The sequence below is a fragment of the Brevibacillus sp. IT-7CA2 genome (genome assembly GCF_949767855.1).
Classification (GTDB): domain Bacteria; phylum Bacillota; class Bacilli; order Brevibacillales; family Brevibacillaceae; genus Brevibacillus.
In genome coordinates this window covers 347,248-364,663 of record NZ_CATKQT010000044.1, presented here as the reverse complement: position 1 = coordinate 364,663, position 17,416 = coordinate 347,248, and the positions used below count along the sequence as shown (strand labels likewise).

Below are 17,416 nucleotides of genomic sequence, written 5' to 3'. Positions count from 1 at the left end.
TTCTTATTATGTGAAATTTTTAGTGGTGGTCTTCTAACAATAGTGGAGAAGCCCTGCCACATGTTTTCCAGTCGCCTGTATCCTCTCTTCGTTCGGGCGGTCTCCTTCCAAACATGTGACAGTGCTTTCGTATGGCTTTTATCTCTTCCGGCTCTTAAAACATTAATGAGGGACAGTTCAGAGCAGCTTCCTTGAATCTATTTTCAAGCAGTTAGCCAAAGCCGCGTAGGAAGAAGCTCATTTCCAGTCCAAGCGCCTCTGGAGCCCATCCTAGCTTCGAAATGAATGGCGGGGAATTTCAGCTTCACTTATGGAATACTCCATCGAAACTTCTACGTTTGAAGCGCTCCCGCCATTCATTTCGAAGCGGACAGTCAATCTCCCCTTGCGGGGCGTAGGCCGAAGCGTAGACTGGAAATGCGCTTCTTCCCACACCACAGCAGCTCTAATAAACAAAAAGACCCCCAGAGCTATTAACCCTGACGGTCCAACATACTAATCCATGCTTTCATCCGAAAACGAAAGAGAGAATCCACCTGAGAGTAAATAAAGATAACTAGACACGTTCCCTTTTGGCTTGATGATCTGCTTGATCGCCCGGACGTATAGCTTGATCTGGCCTTCGTATCTTCTCTTCATCTCTTCGATGGCTACGGCAGTCGCCTCTTTTGCCATCCAATCTGTCTTGAAATCGATCAGGACGAGGCTTCCATCCTGCTCCTCCAACAGGCAATCAATGACCCCTTGGACGACAACCTGTTCGTCGCTCTCTTCACTTAACTCCGCTTCTACTTCATAAGCAGGAAGCACGAGGGTAAATGGCAGTTCACGATGCACGACCGCCGCCGCCTTCATTCGCTGCCCCAAAGGATCAGCGAAGAATCGGGCGATCTGGGGAACATCTACTGCTTGTACCTGCTCGTCAGTCAAAAAGCGGTGAGCGGCGAGTGCTGTCACCTGCTTCCGAATATCCGCTTCATCCAGCGGACGCTTCAAATCGAGATGCTGGAACACTAAGTGCGTGATTGTCCCTTTTTCTGCTGCTGTCAGTTGATTGGATTTTTGCTCAGACAAAAACTTTGGCTTTTCCGTAATCGACGGTAGTGTGAGTGGCTGTCCGCCTTTGCTGACTTTGGCATGTCGCTTTAGCTCGCTGACACTCCATTTCGCAGCTACGCGTGGCGCAATTGGATGCGGGTCCTGCCATCCTAATCTCTTGTCGACAATCTCTCGCAAAGTGTTATCAGACGGTCGTTCCTCGATCGCCTCTCGTCTGGTCATGCGCTCCCACAGAGACGCCTCGTCGTTGGTTGACTCTCCTTGGGCACGGAGCTCATCGGCCTGATAGAAGTGAAACGACCAAACCGAATCATCCGGCACACTTCTGACTCTCACGACTTCTCCCGAGCCTTGTTGCTCTGGATATGCCCGTAGCAATCCTGCACCAGGATGGCGCAGCATCGCACGCCCCACCCAGTCCAGGTATCCCTTTGCCTGAATCAAGTCTTCGTCACTGAGCCGCTCGCTGTCATCCTGTCTGCCCCAGTCCATCACACTTTTTGCGAGATCCTTGGATGAACCGACAAGAATGAGCTTCTCGCGGGCACGCGTCAAAGCCACATAAAGCACACGCATTTCCTCTGCCAGCATATCCCGGCGCAGCTTTTGCCGGATGCCTAGCGCAGCCAGACTCGGATAGCGCAGCTGCATGGAGTGCTCAACAGCCATCGGGCCAAAGCCCAGATCTTTATGCAGCAAAAACTGGCTTTTCAAATCCATCGTATTAAACTGCTTGCCCATGCCCGCCACAAATACAACGGGGAACTCCAGTCCCTTACTTTTGTGGATCGTCATGATACGTACGACATCCTCGTTTTCCCCGATGGTTCTTGCTTCGCCCATATCATTGCCCGCTTCTTGCAGGCGGTCGACAAAGCGCAAAAAGCGGAACAAACCACGATAGGAGCCAGCTTCGTATTGTCTCGCACGATCATAGAGCGCACGCAAGTTGGCCTGTCGCTGCTGACCGTTTTCCAGAGCCGCCACATAATCGAGATAGCCCGTCTCCCGGTACAGCATCGTCAGCAGCTCCGCTAAAGCACCTCTGCGAGCCTCTGTCCGCCATAGATCCAATCGGCCCAAAAACTGTCGCAGCCTTTTCTCCCACGACTCTTGGGCCGGGCGTTCCTCTGCATATTGGAGTACGGCTTGGTGAAACGGCCCTGTTGCGTAGTGAATGCGGATTTGAGCAAGTTGCTCCTCCCGCAAGCCGACGATGGGAGACCGCAATACAGCAGCCAATGGAATGTCTTGGAGTGGGTTGTCAATGACACGCAGCAAGGAGAGCATCGTTTCTACCTCAGTCGCGGCGAAATAACCCGCAGTCTGCTCCGCGTACACAGGAATTCCTGCCGCGTGCAGCTCCTCTTGCATCGTCTGCCCCCAGCCTGAGGTCGCACGAAGCAAAATAACGATATCGCGATAGGCCAGCGGGCGCATTCCTCCAGCCTTTTTATCGAAAACGAGCAGTGGCTCTTCTCCCTCGCCCGGCTCCATCCAGCGGCGAATGCGGCTGGCAATCAGGCGTGCTTCCAGCTGTGCAACACTCGCTTCTTCTGCGGACTCTCCCTCGGGAATACCTGCTTCTCCCTCATCTGTTGCCTCTGCAACTACCACCTGACCTTCTTCTGCTATCGCTGTATTCCGGTCAATCAAATGCATCTCTGCCTGCAAACGGTTCGGCTGTGCTTCAGGATAAGACGCACGGTTGATCAGCTCAGCCGATGGATCATAACCAATCTCACCAACCCCCTGAGACATGATCTGACGAAACAAAAAGTTAACGGCATCTACGACTTCCCTTCTACTGCGAAAGTTCGCCGCCAGATCGATACGCCGACCGATGCACGCTTCGTTAGCACCACCATCTTTTTGATAGGTCACATATTTTTCAAGAAACAGCTTCGGCTCTGCCAAGCGGAACCGATAAATACTCTGCTTCACATCCCCTACCATGAAGCGATTCGCTGGCTGACCATTCGCTCCGTCTCGGGAAACCATTTGCAAAATTGTCTCCTGCACGAGGTTGATATCCTGATATTCGTCTACCAGCACTTCAGCGAACTGTTCGCGCAATTGAGTGGAGATAGAAGATGGAACAGTCTCCCCGGACTCATTCGTTTCGGTTAGAACGCGCAGAGCAAGATGCTCCAAGTCGCCAAAGTCGACCAAGCCACGCGAGCGCTTCTCCAATTGAAAAGCATCCGAAAATGCTGTCACCAGCCTTGCCAATGTCTGCATGTGAGGAGCAATCCGCTGCAAATCCGCGACGTACTGCTCGGCTGTCGTAGAAAAGTATTGCTCGATTTGCTCGGCCAGTTCCTTTTTCACGCTGTTACGCAGGTCTTGCACCTGTTCCTTCACGAGCGGATCTGTGCCTTTCACTGGAGGTAGCTTGGCAAATACAACACCTCGAACCGCTTCGGCGGTCGCTTCCCAGCCATCTCTGCAAGCCGCTCCGGCACGCTGAAGGGCAGCTGCTTCCGCCTCAAGCAATGGCAAATAGCCAGCAGGCCCTTCCGGAGAGCCTGCCAACAGAACGGCCCTGCGCATCTTAGCCATCATTCCACCAAGTGCCAGCTCCACAGAACGCAGCACACTTCTGGTCCACTCCAGCTCGTCCAGACCGTTTTTATCGTGAACTGCAAACATTCCAGCCGCTTCCCCGAGCCATTGTTCTGGTGCCGGATGACTGCGCGAAAACTCATACAGCCTGAGCAGCAATAGGGTGAGAGCATGATCGTCCTGACCATCCAGCATCACATCAGCTAATGCATGAAAATCCACGTCATTCTCATACCAGCTCTCCAGCTGTTCTTCCAAGACATCCTGCCGCAAAAGCTCCCCTTCCATCTGATCGGCAATGCGAAAATCAGGATCGAGTTCAATCAGATAGTAATACTGGCGCAAAATCCCCAAGCAAAACGAGTGAAGTGTCGTAATCGTTGCCCGCTGGAGCAGTGCCAGTTGTCGACGTAGATGAGAAGAGTGCGGGTCATCTTTCAATGCCTTTCGCAAGGCATCGCCAATCCGGTGACGCATCTCAGCGGCTGCCGCATTGGTAAAGGTCACCACCAACAGCTTATCGACTCCAACCGGATCCTTCTCGTCCATGATGCGTCGGATAATCCGCTCAACCAGGACTGAGGTTTTCCCAGAGCCTGCTGCCGCTGCCACCAGGAGATTATTCCCGCGCTGGATAATCGCTTGCCATTGCTCGTCCGTCCATTGTTCAGGCTTGGCCTGCAATTGTTGATCCGCCATCGGTCATTCCTCCTTCTCCTGCCATCTGCTGCTCGGCCAGCATGCTCCATATTTGCTTGTTGTTCCACTTGGCAAGCTGTCGGTGCTCATTCCCGCCTGCATCTCCATCGAACTTGCATACTGGCTTGTACGAACAGTAATCGCAGGCGGTCATCGTTCCGTTTGTGTACGGTTCGATTTGGATTTCCCCGTTGGTCATGCGCGTACTGATTTGCTTCACGGTATCGCGAACATAGGAGGTCAAGGCTCGGAACTGCTCGGCTGTTGCCACGGATGATCGCGACGAAAGCGTTCCGTCCTTTTTGATTTCAAATGGCACCAGCTCTGACGCCCCTTGCTCTACATAGCCATCCATCATTCGTGCCAGCTCTGGGTCTGCGAGCATCAAGCCTTTCATGCGCAAGCGCTTTGCCCGCTCCTTTGCTGCTTCGTCAGCCGTTAGCAAGCGTTTTGCCGTCACAAAAGGATCGGCTACCTGATAGTAGAATACGCCTCCCATTTCGGCTTTTTTCCCCAGCCATTCCTCCGCATTTGCCACGACGACATCAAGATAGACGAGCAGTTGCAAATTCAGGCCATTCCAAACGTCGGAGAGAGACAACTGCTTGGGACTGGACTTGTAGTCAATCACGCGCAAATACGGGACCTCACTATCCAGTGATTGGTCAACGCGGTCAATCCGTCCGATTAACTGAAGCTCCACGCCATTTTCAAGCGTTAAAGCCAATCCCGGCAAATCTGAATTCGGCCCAAACGAAACCTCCAGTCCTACTGGGGCAAAACGGCTGCGCTTCGCATGCTCCCCGAGTACGTAAATCGCGCGTCCAACTGCTCGCTTCAGCTTGCCGGACAAATAACGATACCGGGCTGTCCGCGTCAAAATGCTGCTGCGAGTCGCTGGAACCAGTTCTTCAACAACCACGTTTGCAAGCTGCATGCTATTGTCTTCCGTCAGCTTGCTCCACTCCAGATTGTCTTCGTTCATTTTTTCAACGGCTCGCTTGAGTGAAGCGTGGAACAGCTCCCCCACATCGAAACGCTCCAGCTTGTACATCGTTCTCTCCGCCAATCTGAGGCCGTGGGAAGAGAAATGCGAGAACGGACATGACTGGAACCGCTCCAGACGAGACACGCTCATTTTTAGTTGTTTGCCGTACAAGGTCGTGCTTGTTTCCAAGTCTAGCTCCTGCGGCCGATTAAAGTAGCGCAAGCCGGACAACAGCCACTGCTCCCGTTTGACATCGGGAGAAGCGCGAATATACCAGTCGTATACCTCCCACCAGAAGTCTGGCAGCTCACCCGTTTTCTTCATAGATCGCAATAGCGTCAAAAGATGGCGGAACACACGTCTCGGATGTCCAAGCAAGAATGCATCTGTCTCATGCTGCCCCGTCGGTTCGTTATAAAACACCTGATGCGGGATATCCGGCAGCACTTCCCGGATGCGGGTAAACACGGAGGAGGGCAGCAGTGCCTTGCCCTCTTCATCCGCCAACGCACAGCTCAGGATCAGCCTCTCCGACGGTCTCGTCATCGCCTGGTACAGCAGGTAAGGCTCTGCCATCAGCCGTTGCTTCGCACTCGGTGCCAGAGACATGCCCATTTCAGCCAGTCGCTCACGTTCCGTCTCATCCAGAATCCCTTCTTCTTTTGGACGCAACGGAATAATGCCCTCGTTTACGCCAAGCAAAAACAGAGCTTTGACATCCGGTTGACGGGAGCGTTCCATGGCCCCGATCAGCACCTGATCCAGTGCCGGCGGAACGAGTCCCAATTCAATCGTCTCCAGACCGCTGTCAAGCACACGAGCAAATGTTGCCAGGTCCATGCTCTCGTCGCCCATGACTTCCACGACCTGATCCATCAGCTCGATCAATCCCGTCCATACTTGTCCATGCACCTGTGCTGCATCGAGATCAGCGTCATTTTCTGCCTTTCGCTGCCAATGCTCCAGCTTGTTAGGCACATCCAGCGCGATCAGAAGGTTGTACAGGGCAAGGGTCATTTCTTGTACGTTTTTGCCCGTTGCTTGCTTCATCTCTTTTTCAAATGACAGGAGCGGCGCTGCGTATTTGCGTCTCAACTCATCGATTTTCGCGTCTTCCTCAGCGCCTGCCTGTCCACGGAAATGCCACGCGGATTCTTCTGCCCATTGATAGCCAAAGACACCATGAGCCAGCACGTAGTTTTCGAGTCGGTCGATTTCCTTCCGGGCTGTATGCTCATCGGTGATATCCAGCAGGAGCAGGTCTGTTTTCAAGCAGCGGAATACAGCGTCGTATCGCCACCTTGTAACAATGACCTCCAATGCCGATCGCACCAGCTCCACCAAGGGATGGTGCATGACGGAGCGCTTCTGGTCCAAGAAGTGCGGGATGCCGTATTCGGTAAACACAGCGGAAATCTCATCAGCGTAAGTCCCAATTTCCCGAAGCAAAATCGCCATGTCCTTCCAGCGATACCCTTCTTCTCTCGATAGAGTCAGGAGCTTCAGCGCCACAGCCTCTACCTCTGCCCGTCTGTTCACTGCTGAGAGCATCGTCACTTCGTCCGCTCGTCCAGGTTGATCCGGGAGCGGCGGGTCTCCCCATTGGAAATACACTTGTTCGACTTGACGCAGCCACGGACTGCTCTTGAATCGCTGTGCCTCGGTCAATAAAAGCGGCTTGGCGATTGAAACACCCGATTCACGAGCCATCAGTGTTAAGGCTTGATACGTTCGCAGTGTAGGGTGGAACAGCCCCAGTTCATCAACAGAGGCGTCACGTTCATTCGGGTCAAGCGTCAGCGCAATCGTCACCTGCTTGGCGTGCTGCATCAACTGCTCGATCAAGCGCAGCTCTTGATTCGTAAACCCGGTAAAGCCATCGATAAATATTTCAGCCTGCTTGATGTACATGGAATCACGCACCATCGTGGCCACTCGGTTCAGGATGTCGTCCGCATCACAATACCCCTCTGACAAGTAAGCCTCGTACGCATTCATAATCAAGCGAAGGTCATGTATTTTTTGATTGAGATTGGCTCCTCCCCACTCCAGATTCTCGGAATGGGAGAAGGATACCCCGTACGATTTGCACTCGCTAATCAACCGACCGAGCTGAGAAGCAAACCCAGGCTGTGTCGCCGAGCGCCCGAATAAGTTCAGCTCTTCCTTGTGCCGCTCCAAAAGCATGCGCAAAACCATATGCTTACCCAGATCGTCAACAGGCACGGTAGTCAGATCGCCCAGCTCCTGCATGAGCCTGTGAGCCAATCGACCGAAGCTGAGCACTTGTGTCCCCATCACACCGCCTAGCTCTGGCAGTGTAGCGAGCGCATACTCTTCCTGAAAGGTGGCCTGTTCCGGTACGAGCAGAATCATAGGCGAACCCAACGGCTTTTCCCGCAGCCGGGCTTGCATCTGCTGATGAATCGATTCTGTCTTCCCCGTTCCTGCCCGTCCCAGTATAAATTGGACTGCCATGATTTTTCCCCTTCCCTACTCCATTTCCAGATGCAGCATGCTGCCTTTTCCCATCGGTTCTGCAGGTGTCACGATTAGACGACGCGGCATGCGCACACGTATTTCCGGGACGTGGCTAATGACCCCGATGGTGAAATCGTCCATGCGCAGTCGCTCAAGCGCATCCATAACGACTTCCAAAAGCTCCGGATCGAGTGTCCCAAAGCCTTCGTCCAAGAAGAAAAACTCCAGACGCCCGCCACGCATTTGAATCTCCATCGACAGGGCAAGAGCCAGCGATAAGGAGGTCAGGAATGTTTCCCCTCCAGATAATGTGCTTACTGGACGGCGCATTCCTCCAGCTCCCTCATCCCGCAAAACAAATTCGCCCTCGTCCCCGATTTCCAGCCCGTAACGGTTGGCGGTCATCCGCTTTAGGTGATAGGAAGCGTCTCTTGCGATTGTTACCAGTTTTTCCTCCGCAATGAACTGGACAAACGCCTTGGCTTCGAATAACTTTTTCAACTCTTCCAAGCGGCTCTGCTCATCCTGCTGCTGTACCATCTCTTTATGAAGCTCTTGCCATTTGTCATGATTTTTTTCCATGCGATCCACGTGCTCTTTAGCGACAGCGACTTGCTTTTGCGCCTCCTGGAAGGCTTGCTCCCATTGATCCCACGCCTCTTTTGCGATGGTGAGCTCTTCCTGTGTAAACGAACGTCCTGCTACTGCTTGCTGTAGCCTTTCTTCCTCGTAACGAAGCTGCCCTGCGATTCGCGTGTAAGCCTCGACTTGTTCCTGTGCCTGTGGCAATTGCTCGCGCTCTGCGTACCGCTCCCGTACATACTCAACAGTACCGAGACCTGTTTCCTGCAAGCCCTGGTACAATGTCTCGTGAGCTTCCGTGCGTTGCCGTGTGAGGATGGCTAGCGTCTCCGAATACTTGACCAGATTGTTTTGCACCGTTTCCCGCGCTTCGGCTGTTTCTTTGCGCTTTGTCTCTGCCAGCGTGACTGCTTGACGCAAACCGAGGAGAGAATCCTCTACCCGCATCAAACACTCCTGCGCAGTAAGTCCCCCTGTGCGCTCCAGCCATTGGGCATGCTTTTGTTCCCACATACGCTTTCTATCTTCAAGCTTTTCCTTCAGCGCCGCTTCCCGTGATTTGCCCTCTATCTTGCGCGACTTGGCGGCTTCTACTTGCATCGTCAGCTTTCCACGCAGTGTTTCTTTCTCTGATCGTACCTGCTGCAGTTCTGCCAAACGGCGATCTGATTTTCCGATTTCCTCGTACCGCTGTTCGATTTCCTCGATGGGAAGCTCATTGCGCTTCGCGTCCAGCTCTTCTCTGGAATGCTTTTCTTGCGTGAAAGCAGCGTCCATACGCGCTTTATTCTCATCGATTGCCTTCTGTGCCTGCTCGAGCAACAGCGTGCTCCGCTCCATCAAGCGTTTCTTTTCCGCTTCTTCCTCACGCAAGGTCTCCAGCTGCTGCTGCAATTGCTCACGCTCTGCTTTTAGTTGCTCTCTTTCCGCTTGCTTGGCGATCAGTTCTTTTTCCTCGCGCTGATAGACAGCGAGAAGCTCTTCAAAAGAATCCACGATCCAAAGCTGTCCGTACCCGCGACACTCTGCCTTAATCGTTTCCAAGCGCGCTTCCAGCTGTTCCTGTTCAGCCTTTACGCTTGCTAGGCGCTCATCAAAAGCAGCAAGCGCTCCCTTTGCTGCCAACCAAGCTTCCTTGGTCTTGCCTGCTTCTTGTTCAGCCGCACGCAAAGCCTCTTCTGACGCTTTGATTCGGGCACGCAGCGCATCACCCTCCGTCCCCACTTCAGACGCTTTTGTATCGTTCTGGTGGCCGTGTGGGTGGTGTTCGGAACCACATACCGGACACTCCTTGCCTTCCTCTAAACGTTCGCGCAAAAATCGCGCCATGTTTTCCTGCTGCCAGCGTTCCCATTCCTGACGCAGCTCATCTCGTTGGGCCAACTGACTCTTCACAAGTGCTTCGCTTGCCTCTACTGCCCGAGTCAGCTCTTGATTGCGCTCATCCAACTGCTTACGCTCCTGGACGATGTGTTGCGACTTCTCCTGCCAGGATGAGAAAGCCTGTAATACTTCCCGCCACTGGCGACCTACCTGCTTCATGTCTGCCAGTACATTCCTTGCTTTCTCCCATTCTGCTTCGCTCATCAAAGCCGAGTCAGCTGGTGCTGCCAGCGCTTCTCTTTTTTGTACCAAGCGATTCGCACACGCTTCCCAGCTGCGCTTGTGCTCATCGGCAGTATGGGTTGCCGCCTGAATGTGCTCCTGTGCTGCGAGTTGTTCTTTTTCCAGCTCACGTACCTTGGCATGGTCCCGCTCCCACTGCTGCTTCGCTTCTCTGGCTGCTGCTATTTGTGCACGCCATTCAGGAGAGACCGTGACCTGCTTCATCTGTTCTTGCAGATCCGCCCACGCAAGCTCCCAGTTTTTTAAGTCGGCTTCATCCTTTTCCAGCTGTTGTTCTATGTTGGTCAAGGCGACTGACACTTCATTCCACTCTCGCTCCAGACCTGTCCACTCTTCCCGGATCGCCTTTAGCTCCTCTTCCCACTCCTGCGCCTGTACCAGCCTACCCTTTTGCTGAATCAGTAACGGCTCCTGTACAGCCAACTCGGCATGAACCTTCTGATACGCTTGCTCTGCCTCATCTACGGCCAAACGAGCACTCTCCTGCTGTTCGCGGCTGCGTTCCAATGCCGCACCGGTCGCGTGCCATTCCTGATCCAAACGCTCATATTGCTGGACTATTGGCCACAGTCGAATACTCGACTCCCATTCACGAATCTTCGCCGTTAGGGATGCCATTTCCGCTTCATTTGCTTCCTGCTGCTGTAGTTGCGCCTGGACATGCAATAGCTCCTGATGCCACTGGTTCAGCTGCTCCAGCTCCTTTAGCTTCCCGGCCAGCTCCTGTTTTTGCTGGGTGAATTCCTGCTCTTTTTGCGCAGCTTCCTCCCACGTTTGTCTCGCCAGCTCCAAGGCTTCCGGACCTGCGTCACCCAGAGCTGCACTCGCCAGTTGCAAACGATGCATCTGTTCCTTGACCTGCTCCAGAGCATGCCGTACGCGCTCACTCAGCTTTTCCCCATAAATATGTAGGCGGAACATCCGTTGCAGCATTTCATTGCGTTCACTGCCCTTCAGCGTCAAGAAGCGGGAAAATTGACCCTGTGGCAAAACGACCGCCCGGGTAAAATCCTGCAAAGTGAGACCAATCAATGCCTCAATCGCGGCTGTCGCAGACGTGGCTTTGGACTCCAATACGACATCCGGCTCTCCCGTCAAGGCTCCCGACTGAATCAGCCTCACTTCCGGCTGTCGCTTGTTCCCCTTTTTATCCAGACCAAATTCTCGTTCCACCGTATATTGCTTGCGCTCATCGCCAGTCCCCAGCTCAAAGGTAAAAGAAACGAATATGCGCTGCTCCAGCTGGTTCAGCACTTCTTTCGGGTGGTTACCCCCGCCCAACCGGACGACCTGCCCGTACAACGCTAGCGTGATCGCGTCCAAGATCGTCGATTTCCCGCTTCCAGTCGGGCCGAATATCCCAAACAATCCCGCCTGACATAGCATTTCGAAATCGACCTCTTGCATTTCTCGATAGCTGTGCATCCCTGCCAGCTTCAATCGTATCGGTCTCACTCTTCTTCCCCCTCTCCTCCGGTTTCTGCCAATAGACGCTGGAACAAGGCCACCAGCTGCTCATCCGGCTCTGCTCCCCGTCTCCGTTCATAGAAGCGCTTGAACAATTGATCGGACGAAAGCTCTGTCAGTTCGACCCGCTGTTCCTCTTCCTCCTCACGCTCTTCCCTCACGACAACACGCTGTATTTTCAAGAAATCATCCGAAAGCTTGCGGACACGCTGAAATTCTGCCGGGTCGATCACGCCAGATACATGCAGCTCCAAGTCAATCCACGCCCCTGCATCGCGTCCCTCTGCCAACCAGCGCTCTACTTGTTCGATTCCCTCCGTTGCTTTCCACCGTGCCAATGGCCGTGCGCTCGTCAAATAAATGATCTCCTCACGCACTTCTTGCCCTGGCTCCACCTCGACCAGTACGACTGCCTTGCTCTGACCTGCTTCGGAAAAGCTGTACGAAATCGGTGAGCCGCTGTAACGCACCAACGGCTTGTCACTGAGCTTTTGCAGTCGATGGAGATGGCCGAGCGCCACATAATCAGCGTCCTTTGGAAAAGCCTGCGGCGGTACAGTCAACGCTCCCCCAATTTGAATCGGTCGCTCGGAATCTGTTTCCTTACCGCCCATGACAAACAAGTGACTCGTGACCAGGTTGACCGTATCCTCGCGAAAATGAACAGACAGATCAGCGAGCAATTGCGCAATGCGCTCGGAAAAAGCAAGCTGCATCTGCTCCTGAGTAAAGCTTTCGCTCAACAGCTCCTTTAATCGCGATTCAGAAGGATAAGGCAAGGCCAAAATTACTGCATTCGCAGCACAGCCGGGAATCTTCATTTCCAGCCAAGAAGGGCCTCCCTGCACAATTTGCACGCGATCAGATGATACTTCCTGTGTTAGCAATGGTGCTTCCTTCGGCAAGCCCAACAAAACGATCCCGTGCTTTGTAGCAAGTGGCGCTGCTGCTCGCACCCGCTCAGGCTGGTCATGGTTCCCCGCGATCACGACAACACCTCGCCTGCCTTCCGAAGACAAGCGCTCCAATGCATCATAAAAAAGCTCTTCCGCCCAAGCAGGCGGATTGACCGAATCATACACATCCCCAGCAATGAGTACCAAATCTACTTCCCGCTCATCAGCTATGTGACAGAGCTCGTCCACAAATGCTGCTTGCTCAGTCCGGCGGTCCCGCCCTTCCAGCTGCCGCCCGAAATGCCAGTCGGCTGTATGTAATATCCGCATAACTCCTATCACTCTCCACGATCATGTGTTTGCTTTTCATTGTAACAAAAGACAGCGCTGTTCGCGGTTGAAATTTACTCCACTTCCCCGTAACTTTTGCTCCTGACTGCTCGTCTTCCAACTGAAAGGGTCGTGATTGATCGATCTCATCCCGGAAAGGAGCTCGTTACCGTTGCGTAATTCCCGCCTGCTAATCAGCTTAACAGCTGTACTTGCCGCCCCTTATCTCGTCCAAGCCACCCCTGCGCCCCTTGCGTCCAAGGAGCCTACCACATCACAAGTGATGGAATGGATTAACAAACAAGCCAAACATTCAATTGAGACCGACAACTTTGATTTTCAGCTCGTCAATCTCGATGATGACCCGGAACCTGAAATTGTCGCCAAGCATAACGGCAGCGTACATATCGGTAACTTTTACATTTTGGATCAAAGGCCAGATCGTACGTATGCCCTCATTGCAGAAGAGGAATGGAATCCACCGCGCCTGCAATTGGACCATTGGGACTATACACGTGAAGTGAATTTCCCCGCGATTGATAAGAACGCGGAAGATGAACCGCGTCTGCTCGCAGGAAAACGGGTTTTTGAAACAGTCCAGCATACTGGCGGATCAGGCGTATCGGTCTACGAGGCGAATCTATGGTATTTGGACAAAGGTCGGTTGGTCAAAGCATGGGAAGGACTGCTGCGGGAAACGGTTTCCGTGCCGGGTGGTCAACTTTTTCGGACTGTCGGCAGCTATCAAATCGTACATGATGACGAAGCAAAACCACTGCTCTACCACTGGCAAACGAAGCAGGAGCTAAACCCGGATACAGGTGAACTACTGCCGGGCAAGCCTGAGACTGCTTTGCAAATGTATCGTTGGGAAAATGGTGTTTTTGTTCCTTTGAATGCAGGAAAACCGCCAGGGCAATAGCCTGACGGTTCGTAATTCGCTGTCCTCTATCGGTTGGGGTGGGGACGAAGACCTGCCACATGTTCTCCACTCGCCTTTTTCCTCTCTGCGTTCGGGCGGTCTCCTTCCGAACATGTGACAGGATTTCCCAACAGCTGTGTATCTGATCCGATGCTTTTACATCATTGTGAAAGTAGGGACAGATAGCTTCTTGAATTTACTCGCAAGATATTTAATAAAGGTCACGTAGGAAGAAGTGCATTCATTTCGGAGTGGACAGTGATTACCCCTTGCGGGGCGTAGGCCGAAGCGTAGACTGGAAATGCGCTTCTTCCCCACCACTACAGCTATATAATAAAAAAGCTGCCCTCCACGAATCAGGAGTGCAGCTTTTCATTTGTCGGTGACTTCAACGTCTGCAAGCACATGTAGCAGATGATCCCGAACAAAATCGTGATAATCATGGAGTGAGTCAGCGTAGCGTACAGGTGAAGCTTGTAGATAATTACGAAGCCGCCGCTGAACACCTGTGCGATGCAAAGAATAAAGCTCAGGATACTTGCACCGTACAAGTCACGCCGTTTTTCCTTGAAATGACGTATGCAGTAAATCATTGTCCCCAACAACAAGAATCCCAACACCAACGCAGCGATTCTGTGGGCAAAATGAATACCGGTCTGTCCGTACAACTCTGGGATGACCTGTCCCTGACACAGCGGCCAGTCACTGCATGCCATACTTGAACCCGTATGTCTGACATACGCTCCGAGATAAACGACAGCGTACGTATAAATAGCGACGAACCACATCCAGTTGCGGAAGCCTTTTGAGACGGTCGTTTTCACCAAGCTTTGCGTTTTTTCTCGCTGATAAACGAACACACTCAACAAGAACACGCCTGAATAAGCAAGCAAGGAGAATCCGAAGTGCAGAGCCAAAACAGATGAGGACTGTGGCCAAATAACGGCAGAAGCGCCGAGAATGGACTCCACTACGATGAAAAACAAACCAAAAATAGCGAGATTGCGAACTTCTTGGTTGCCTTTGTAATAGCGCCAGCTAAGTACAGAGAAAATCGCAACAACAATACCGGCAACACCTGTAATCAGGCGATGAGAATATTCAATAATGGATGCCAACGTATATTCCGGAACCCATTTACCGTTGCACAGCGGCCAGTCATTTCCACAGCCGAGTGCTGAATCTGTCTTTGTAACAAGCGAACCGGCTACCATCACGATAAACATGATCAAGGTAGCAAGAAAAGCTAACGGCTTTAGCCATTTTTCCATAGTAATTCACCCTGTTTCTTGTGAGGATCAAACAACACCTCGTTCTATGTCCTCTCTTACGATAATGAAACATCCCCTGCTAAGCAAGGGATGTTCCGTGAACATTTAGTGAGTGTTTCGTGTCAATAATAGTTGACCATGGTACTAATGACGATCGCTGCACAAAATACGGTCAAATAAAGGATGGAAAAGCCGAACAGTTTACGTGCCCAAGCAAGATCATCCTTGGTTTTGAACCCTTGTAAAAGCAGAACCATGTACACAATCCCCATCACGCCCATGACGAGCAAATACACATAGCCTAGGCTAGCATGGACAAACAGCAGCAAAGAAGCTGGGAACAACACCGAACCCCACAGCACCATTTGTCGCTTCGTCTCGGCAAAGCCTTTTACTACCGGTAGCATCGGCAGATTACCTGCACGGTATTCTTCTGTTTTGAGCATGGCCAACGCCAAAAAATGGGGGGGCTGCCACAAGAACAAGACCAGGAACAACAGCCAAGCAGTCATGTCCATGGTGCCTGTTACCGCTACCCACCCAATCACCGGAGGAGCTGCACCTGAAATACCGCCAATCACCGTATTGAGAGTTGTCACTCGTTTCAGCGGCGTGTAAATCAGCACGTAAAAAATGTGACCGATCAATCCCCAAACCGCCGCCAAGGGATTCGCATATACAGCCAACACAGTAACCCCTGCCAACAGCAGGCCAATTCCTAAGAGGATCGCGTTACGTGCAGAAATTCTTCCGGTCGCTACTGCACGATTTTGCGTCCGCTTCATTTTTTTGTCCAGATCACGGTCGTAGAAATTATTTAAAGCCGCACCCGACATAATGACCAAAGCGGTTCCTAGCATGGTAAATAGAGCCAGTTTCCAGTTCGGATAACCGTAGGACGCTAACCATAAAGCAGCAAAAGTGGTCATCAAGTTTGACAGGGTAATGCCAGGCTTCGTTAGTTGGACGTAATCCCCTAAGGTAGCTGGCCCTACCGGCTGTGTCTGCAAAGAAGCATCGGCATCAAGCGATTCCTGCACGGTCATTTGCTGGTCCACGTTTTGTACCTCCTGTTTCCTTCTATCTGAACATCCGAATCATGACTGGATAAACTAACTACATTGTATCCAATGCCCAAAAAACTACTAAAACGATTACTTACCAAAAATTACATCCAGCACGCCAGACGTCTCGCCACCTGGATAAACCCAGTACAGCAACAGATAAACCGTAGCTCCTGTAATGGAAGTGACAAACCACACAATGGACGTCCAAGGACCGATTTTACGATGCGAAGCATAGTTTTTCGTGTAAGCGTATCTGAGTGTAATCAGACCCATCACACCACCGACTGTTGCCAGAACGATGTGGAAGAACAAGAATGTCTGATAGATTGGCTTGATACTGTCTGGTCCGCCAAAATGCGTGTTTCCGATAAACGCCGTTCTGGAAACATACGTGATAAAGAAGATCGTGGCACAGATCGCAGCCCATTTCATAATCTTCATATGCTTTTCTACTTGCTTTTTCGCAATGGCATACCAACCAATCGCAACGAGAATTCCGCTAATGACGATAAAAGCCGTACTTACCGTAGGCAATAAGAGCCCCATTTTTTCACCTCATTCTAGAAACGTTTCTGCTGTTCGCGCGTATTTAAAAAGTCGGTTTTTCAGCACCGAAAGATTGATCCATCGGCATGTCGTCCTGCTTCTCTGCCTTGTACCAATGGTAGAAGACATAGGCCAGCACACAGCCGTAAACAAGCTCCTGTACCAGCTTCATAATGATTCCGCCAAGACGCTGGTCGTTAAACGCGTCGAGACTCTCGAATAGCTGTGGAGCAGCTATATACGTAGCGTACAGCGGTTCCGAGGCAAAAATAATCAGCGCACAGGCTGGCGTAATCAAGACACCGTTTGCAAAAACGTACGACAGCTTTTTCAATCCGGCCAGTTGTCGCTTGTTATCAGACAACGGACTCACAATTGGCCACCACATCGCAAATGCCGCAATCACGAGAATGACATGATAAAACGTCATCCACTCATGGTTGATCGCGACGGCATCAAAAATAAACGGAACATGGTAAAACGAAAACAGTGAGTTGAACAACAGCGCTGCTACTAACGGATGTGTCAAAGAGTTTAGGATGAACCTCAGCGCTTTCGGACGGAAAATCTTGGCCAAAAGCCATTCAGGCATTGCCAGGAGCATAAGCGGTGGCAGGGCAAAGTACAAGATCGATTGTTGAAGCATGTGCAAACTAAACATGTAATGATGGCCGTAATAACTGATAGGGCTTCCTTGTGCAGCGTAAAACAACACGATTGCCAACACAAAAAGTAATCTTTGCTTGCCAGTCGCCGGTGTAGCGTTTTCAAAACGTTTGTGCATAGGACCTGTTACGAGAAAGTAGACAGTAGTCACAAGCAACGACAAAAGCATCACATCCGGACTCCATAAATCCGAAAAGGTTGCTGATCCGGTAGCCGGTGACATCTCGTGCATTTGATGTTCATTTCCCATC

Annotated in this window: 9 protein-coding genes; 1 reads left to right on the top strand and 8 read right to left on the bottom strand. The window is 51.9% G+C overall.

Translation table 11 applies throughout. From position 1 onward, the window contains the following. Window positions 1–495 precede the first annotated feature (495 nt). From addA to ACM6JA_RS21370, 4 genes are read right to left on the bottom strand one after another with little or no spacing between them, the layout of a single operon-like run. On the bottom strand, window positions 496–4,323 hold the full coding sequence (gene addA, locus ACM6JA_RS21385) for a helicase-exonuclease AddAB subunit AddA (RefSeq protein WP_414853952.1): 3,828 nt from the start codon (window positions 4,321–4,323) through the stop codon (window positions 496–498). Next, window positions 4,292–7,789 (bottom strand): helicase-exonuclease AddAB subunit AddB, encoded by a 3,498-nt coding sequence (gene addB / locus ACM6JA_RS21380; RefSeq protein WP_414853951.1) that lies wholly within the window; start codon window positions 7,787–7,789, stop codon window positions 4,292–4,294. Before addB ends, addA begins: the two co-directional genes overlap by 32 nt. A 15-nt stretch (window positions 7,790–7,804) precedes the next feature. Beyond that, on the bottom strand, window positions 7,805–11,455 hold the full coding sequence (locus ACM6JA_RS21375; RefSeq protein WP_414853950.1) for an AAA family ATPase: 3,651 nt from the start codon (window positions 11,453–11,455) through the stop codon (window positions 7,805–7,807). Then, window positions 11,452–12,693, bottom strand: coding sequence for an exonuclease SbcCD subunit D (locus tag ACM6JA_RS21370; RefSeq protein WP_414853949.1), 1,242 nt, complete (start codon window positions 12,691–12,693; stop codon window positions 11,452–11,454). The genes ACM6JA_RS21375 and ACM6JA_RS21370 overlap by 4 nt, the downstream gene beginning before the upstream one ends. A gap of 172 nt (window positions 12,694–12,865) precedes the next feature. On the opposite strand from ACM6JA_RS21370, the gene ACM6JA_RS21365 reads away from it, so the two are divergent. Then, complete coding sequence (locus ACM6JA_RS21365; protein ID WP_414853948.1) at window positions 12,866–13,615, top strand: hypothetical protein; 750 nt, start codon at window positions 12,866–12,868, stop codon at window positions 13,613–13,615. A gap of 356 nt (window positions 13,616–13,971) precedes the next feature. Here the strand turns inward: ACM6JA_RS21365 and ACM6JA_RS21360 are convergent, their stop codons facing one another. The 4 genes from ACM6JA_RS21360 to ACM6JA_RS21345 form a co-directional block, all read right to left on the bottom strand. After that, window positions 13,972–14,886 carry a COX15/CtaA family protein gene (locus ACM6JA_RS21360; RefSeq protein WP_414853947.1) on the bottom strand — a complete coding sequence of 305 codons (915 nt, stop codon included), beginning with the start codon at window positions 14,884–14,886 and terminating at the stop codon, window positions 13,972–13,974. A gap of 122 nt (window positions 14,887–15,008) precedes the next feature. Beyond that, window positions 15,009–15,944 (bottom strand): heme o synthase, encoded by a 936-nt coding sequence (gene cyoE, locus ACM6JA_RS21355; RefSeq protein WP_007728155.1) that lies wholly within the window; start codon window positions 15,942–15,944, stop codon window positions 15,009–15,011. Between the two features lie 96 nt (window positions 15,945–16,040). Next, on the bottom strand, window positions 16,041–16,499 hold the full coding sequence (locus ACM6JA_RS21350; RefSeq protein ID WP_414853946.1) for a DUF420 domain-containing protein: 459 nt from the start codon (window positions 16,497–16,499) through the stop codon (window positions 16,041–16,043). A gap of 43 nt (window positions 16,500–16,542) precedes the next feature. After that, on the bottom strand, window positions 16,543–17,415 hold the full coding sequence (locus ACM6JA_RS21345; RefSeq protein WP_414853945.1) for a cytochrome c oxidase assembly protein: 873 nt from the start codon (window positions 17,413–17,415) through the stop codon (window positions 16,543–16,545). Between the last annotated feature and the right edge of the window lies 1 nt (window position 17,416).

Excerpts from the sequence above, each read along its gene's own strand:
- addA (WP_414853952.1), bottom strand. The coding sequence starts at position 4,323 with ATGGCGGATCAACAATTGCAGGCCAAGCCTGAACAATGGACGGACGAG.
- addB (WP_414853951.1), bottom strand. The coding sequence starts at position 7,789 with ATGGCAGTCCAATTTATACTGGGACGGGCAGGAACGGGGAAGACAGAA.
- ACM6JA_RS21370 (WP_414853949.1), bottom strand. The coding sequence starts at position 12,693 with ATGCGGATATTACATACAGCCGACTGGCATTTCGGGCGGCAGCTGGAA.
- ACM6JA_RS21360 (WP_414853947.1), bottom strand. The coding sequence starts at position 14,886 with ATGGAAAAATGGCTAAAGCCGTTAGCTTTTCTTGCTACCTTGATCATG.
- ACM6JA_RS21350 (WP_414853946.1), bottom strand. The coding sequence starts at position 16,499 with ATGGGGCTCTTATTGCCTACGGTAAGTACGGCTTTTATCGTCATTAGC.
- ACM6JA_RS21345 (WP_414853945.1), bottom strand. The coding sequence starts at position 17,415 with ATGGGAAATGAACATCAAATGCACGAGATGTCACCGGCTACCGGATCA.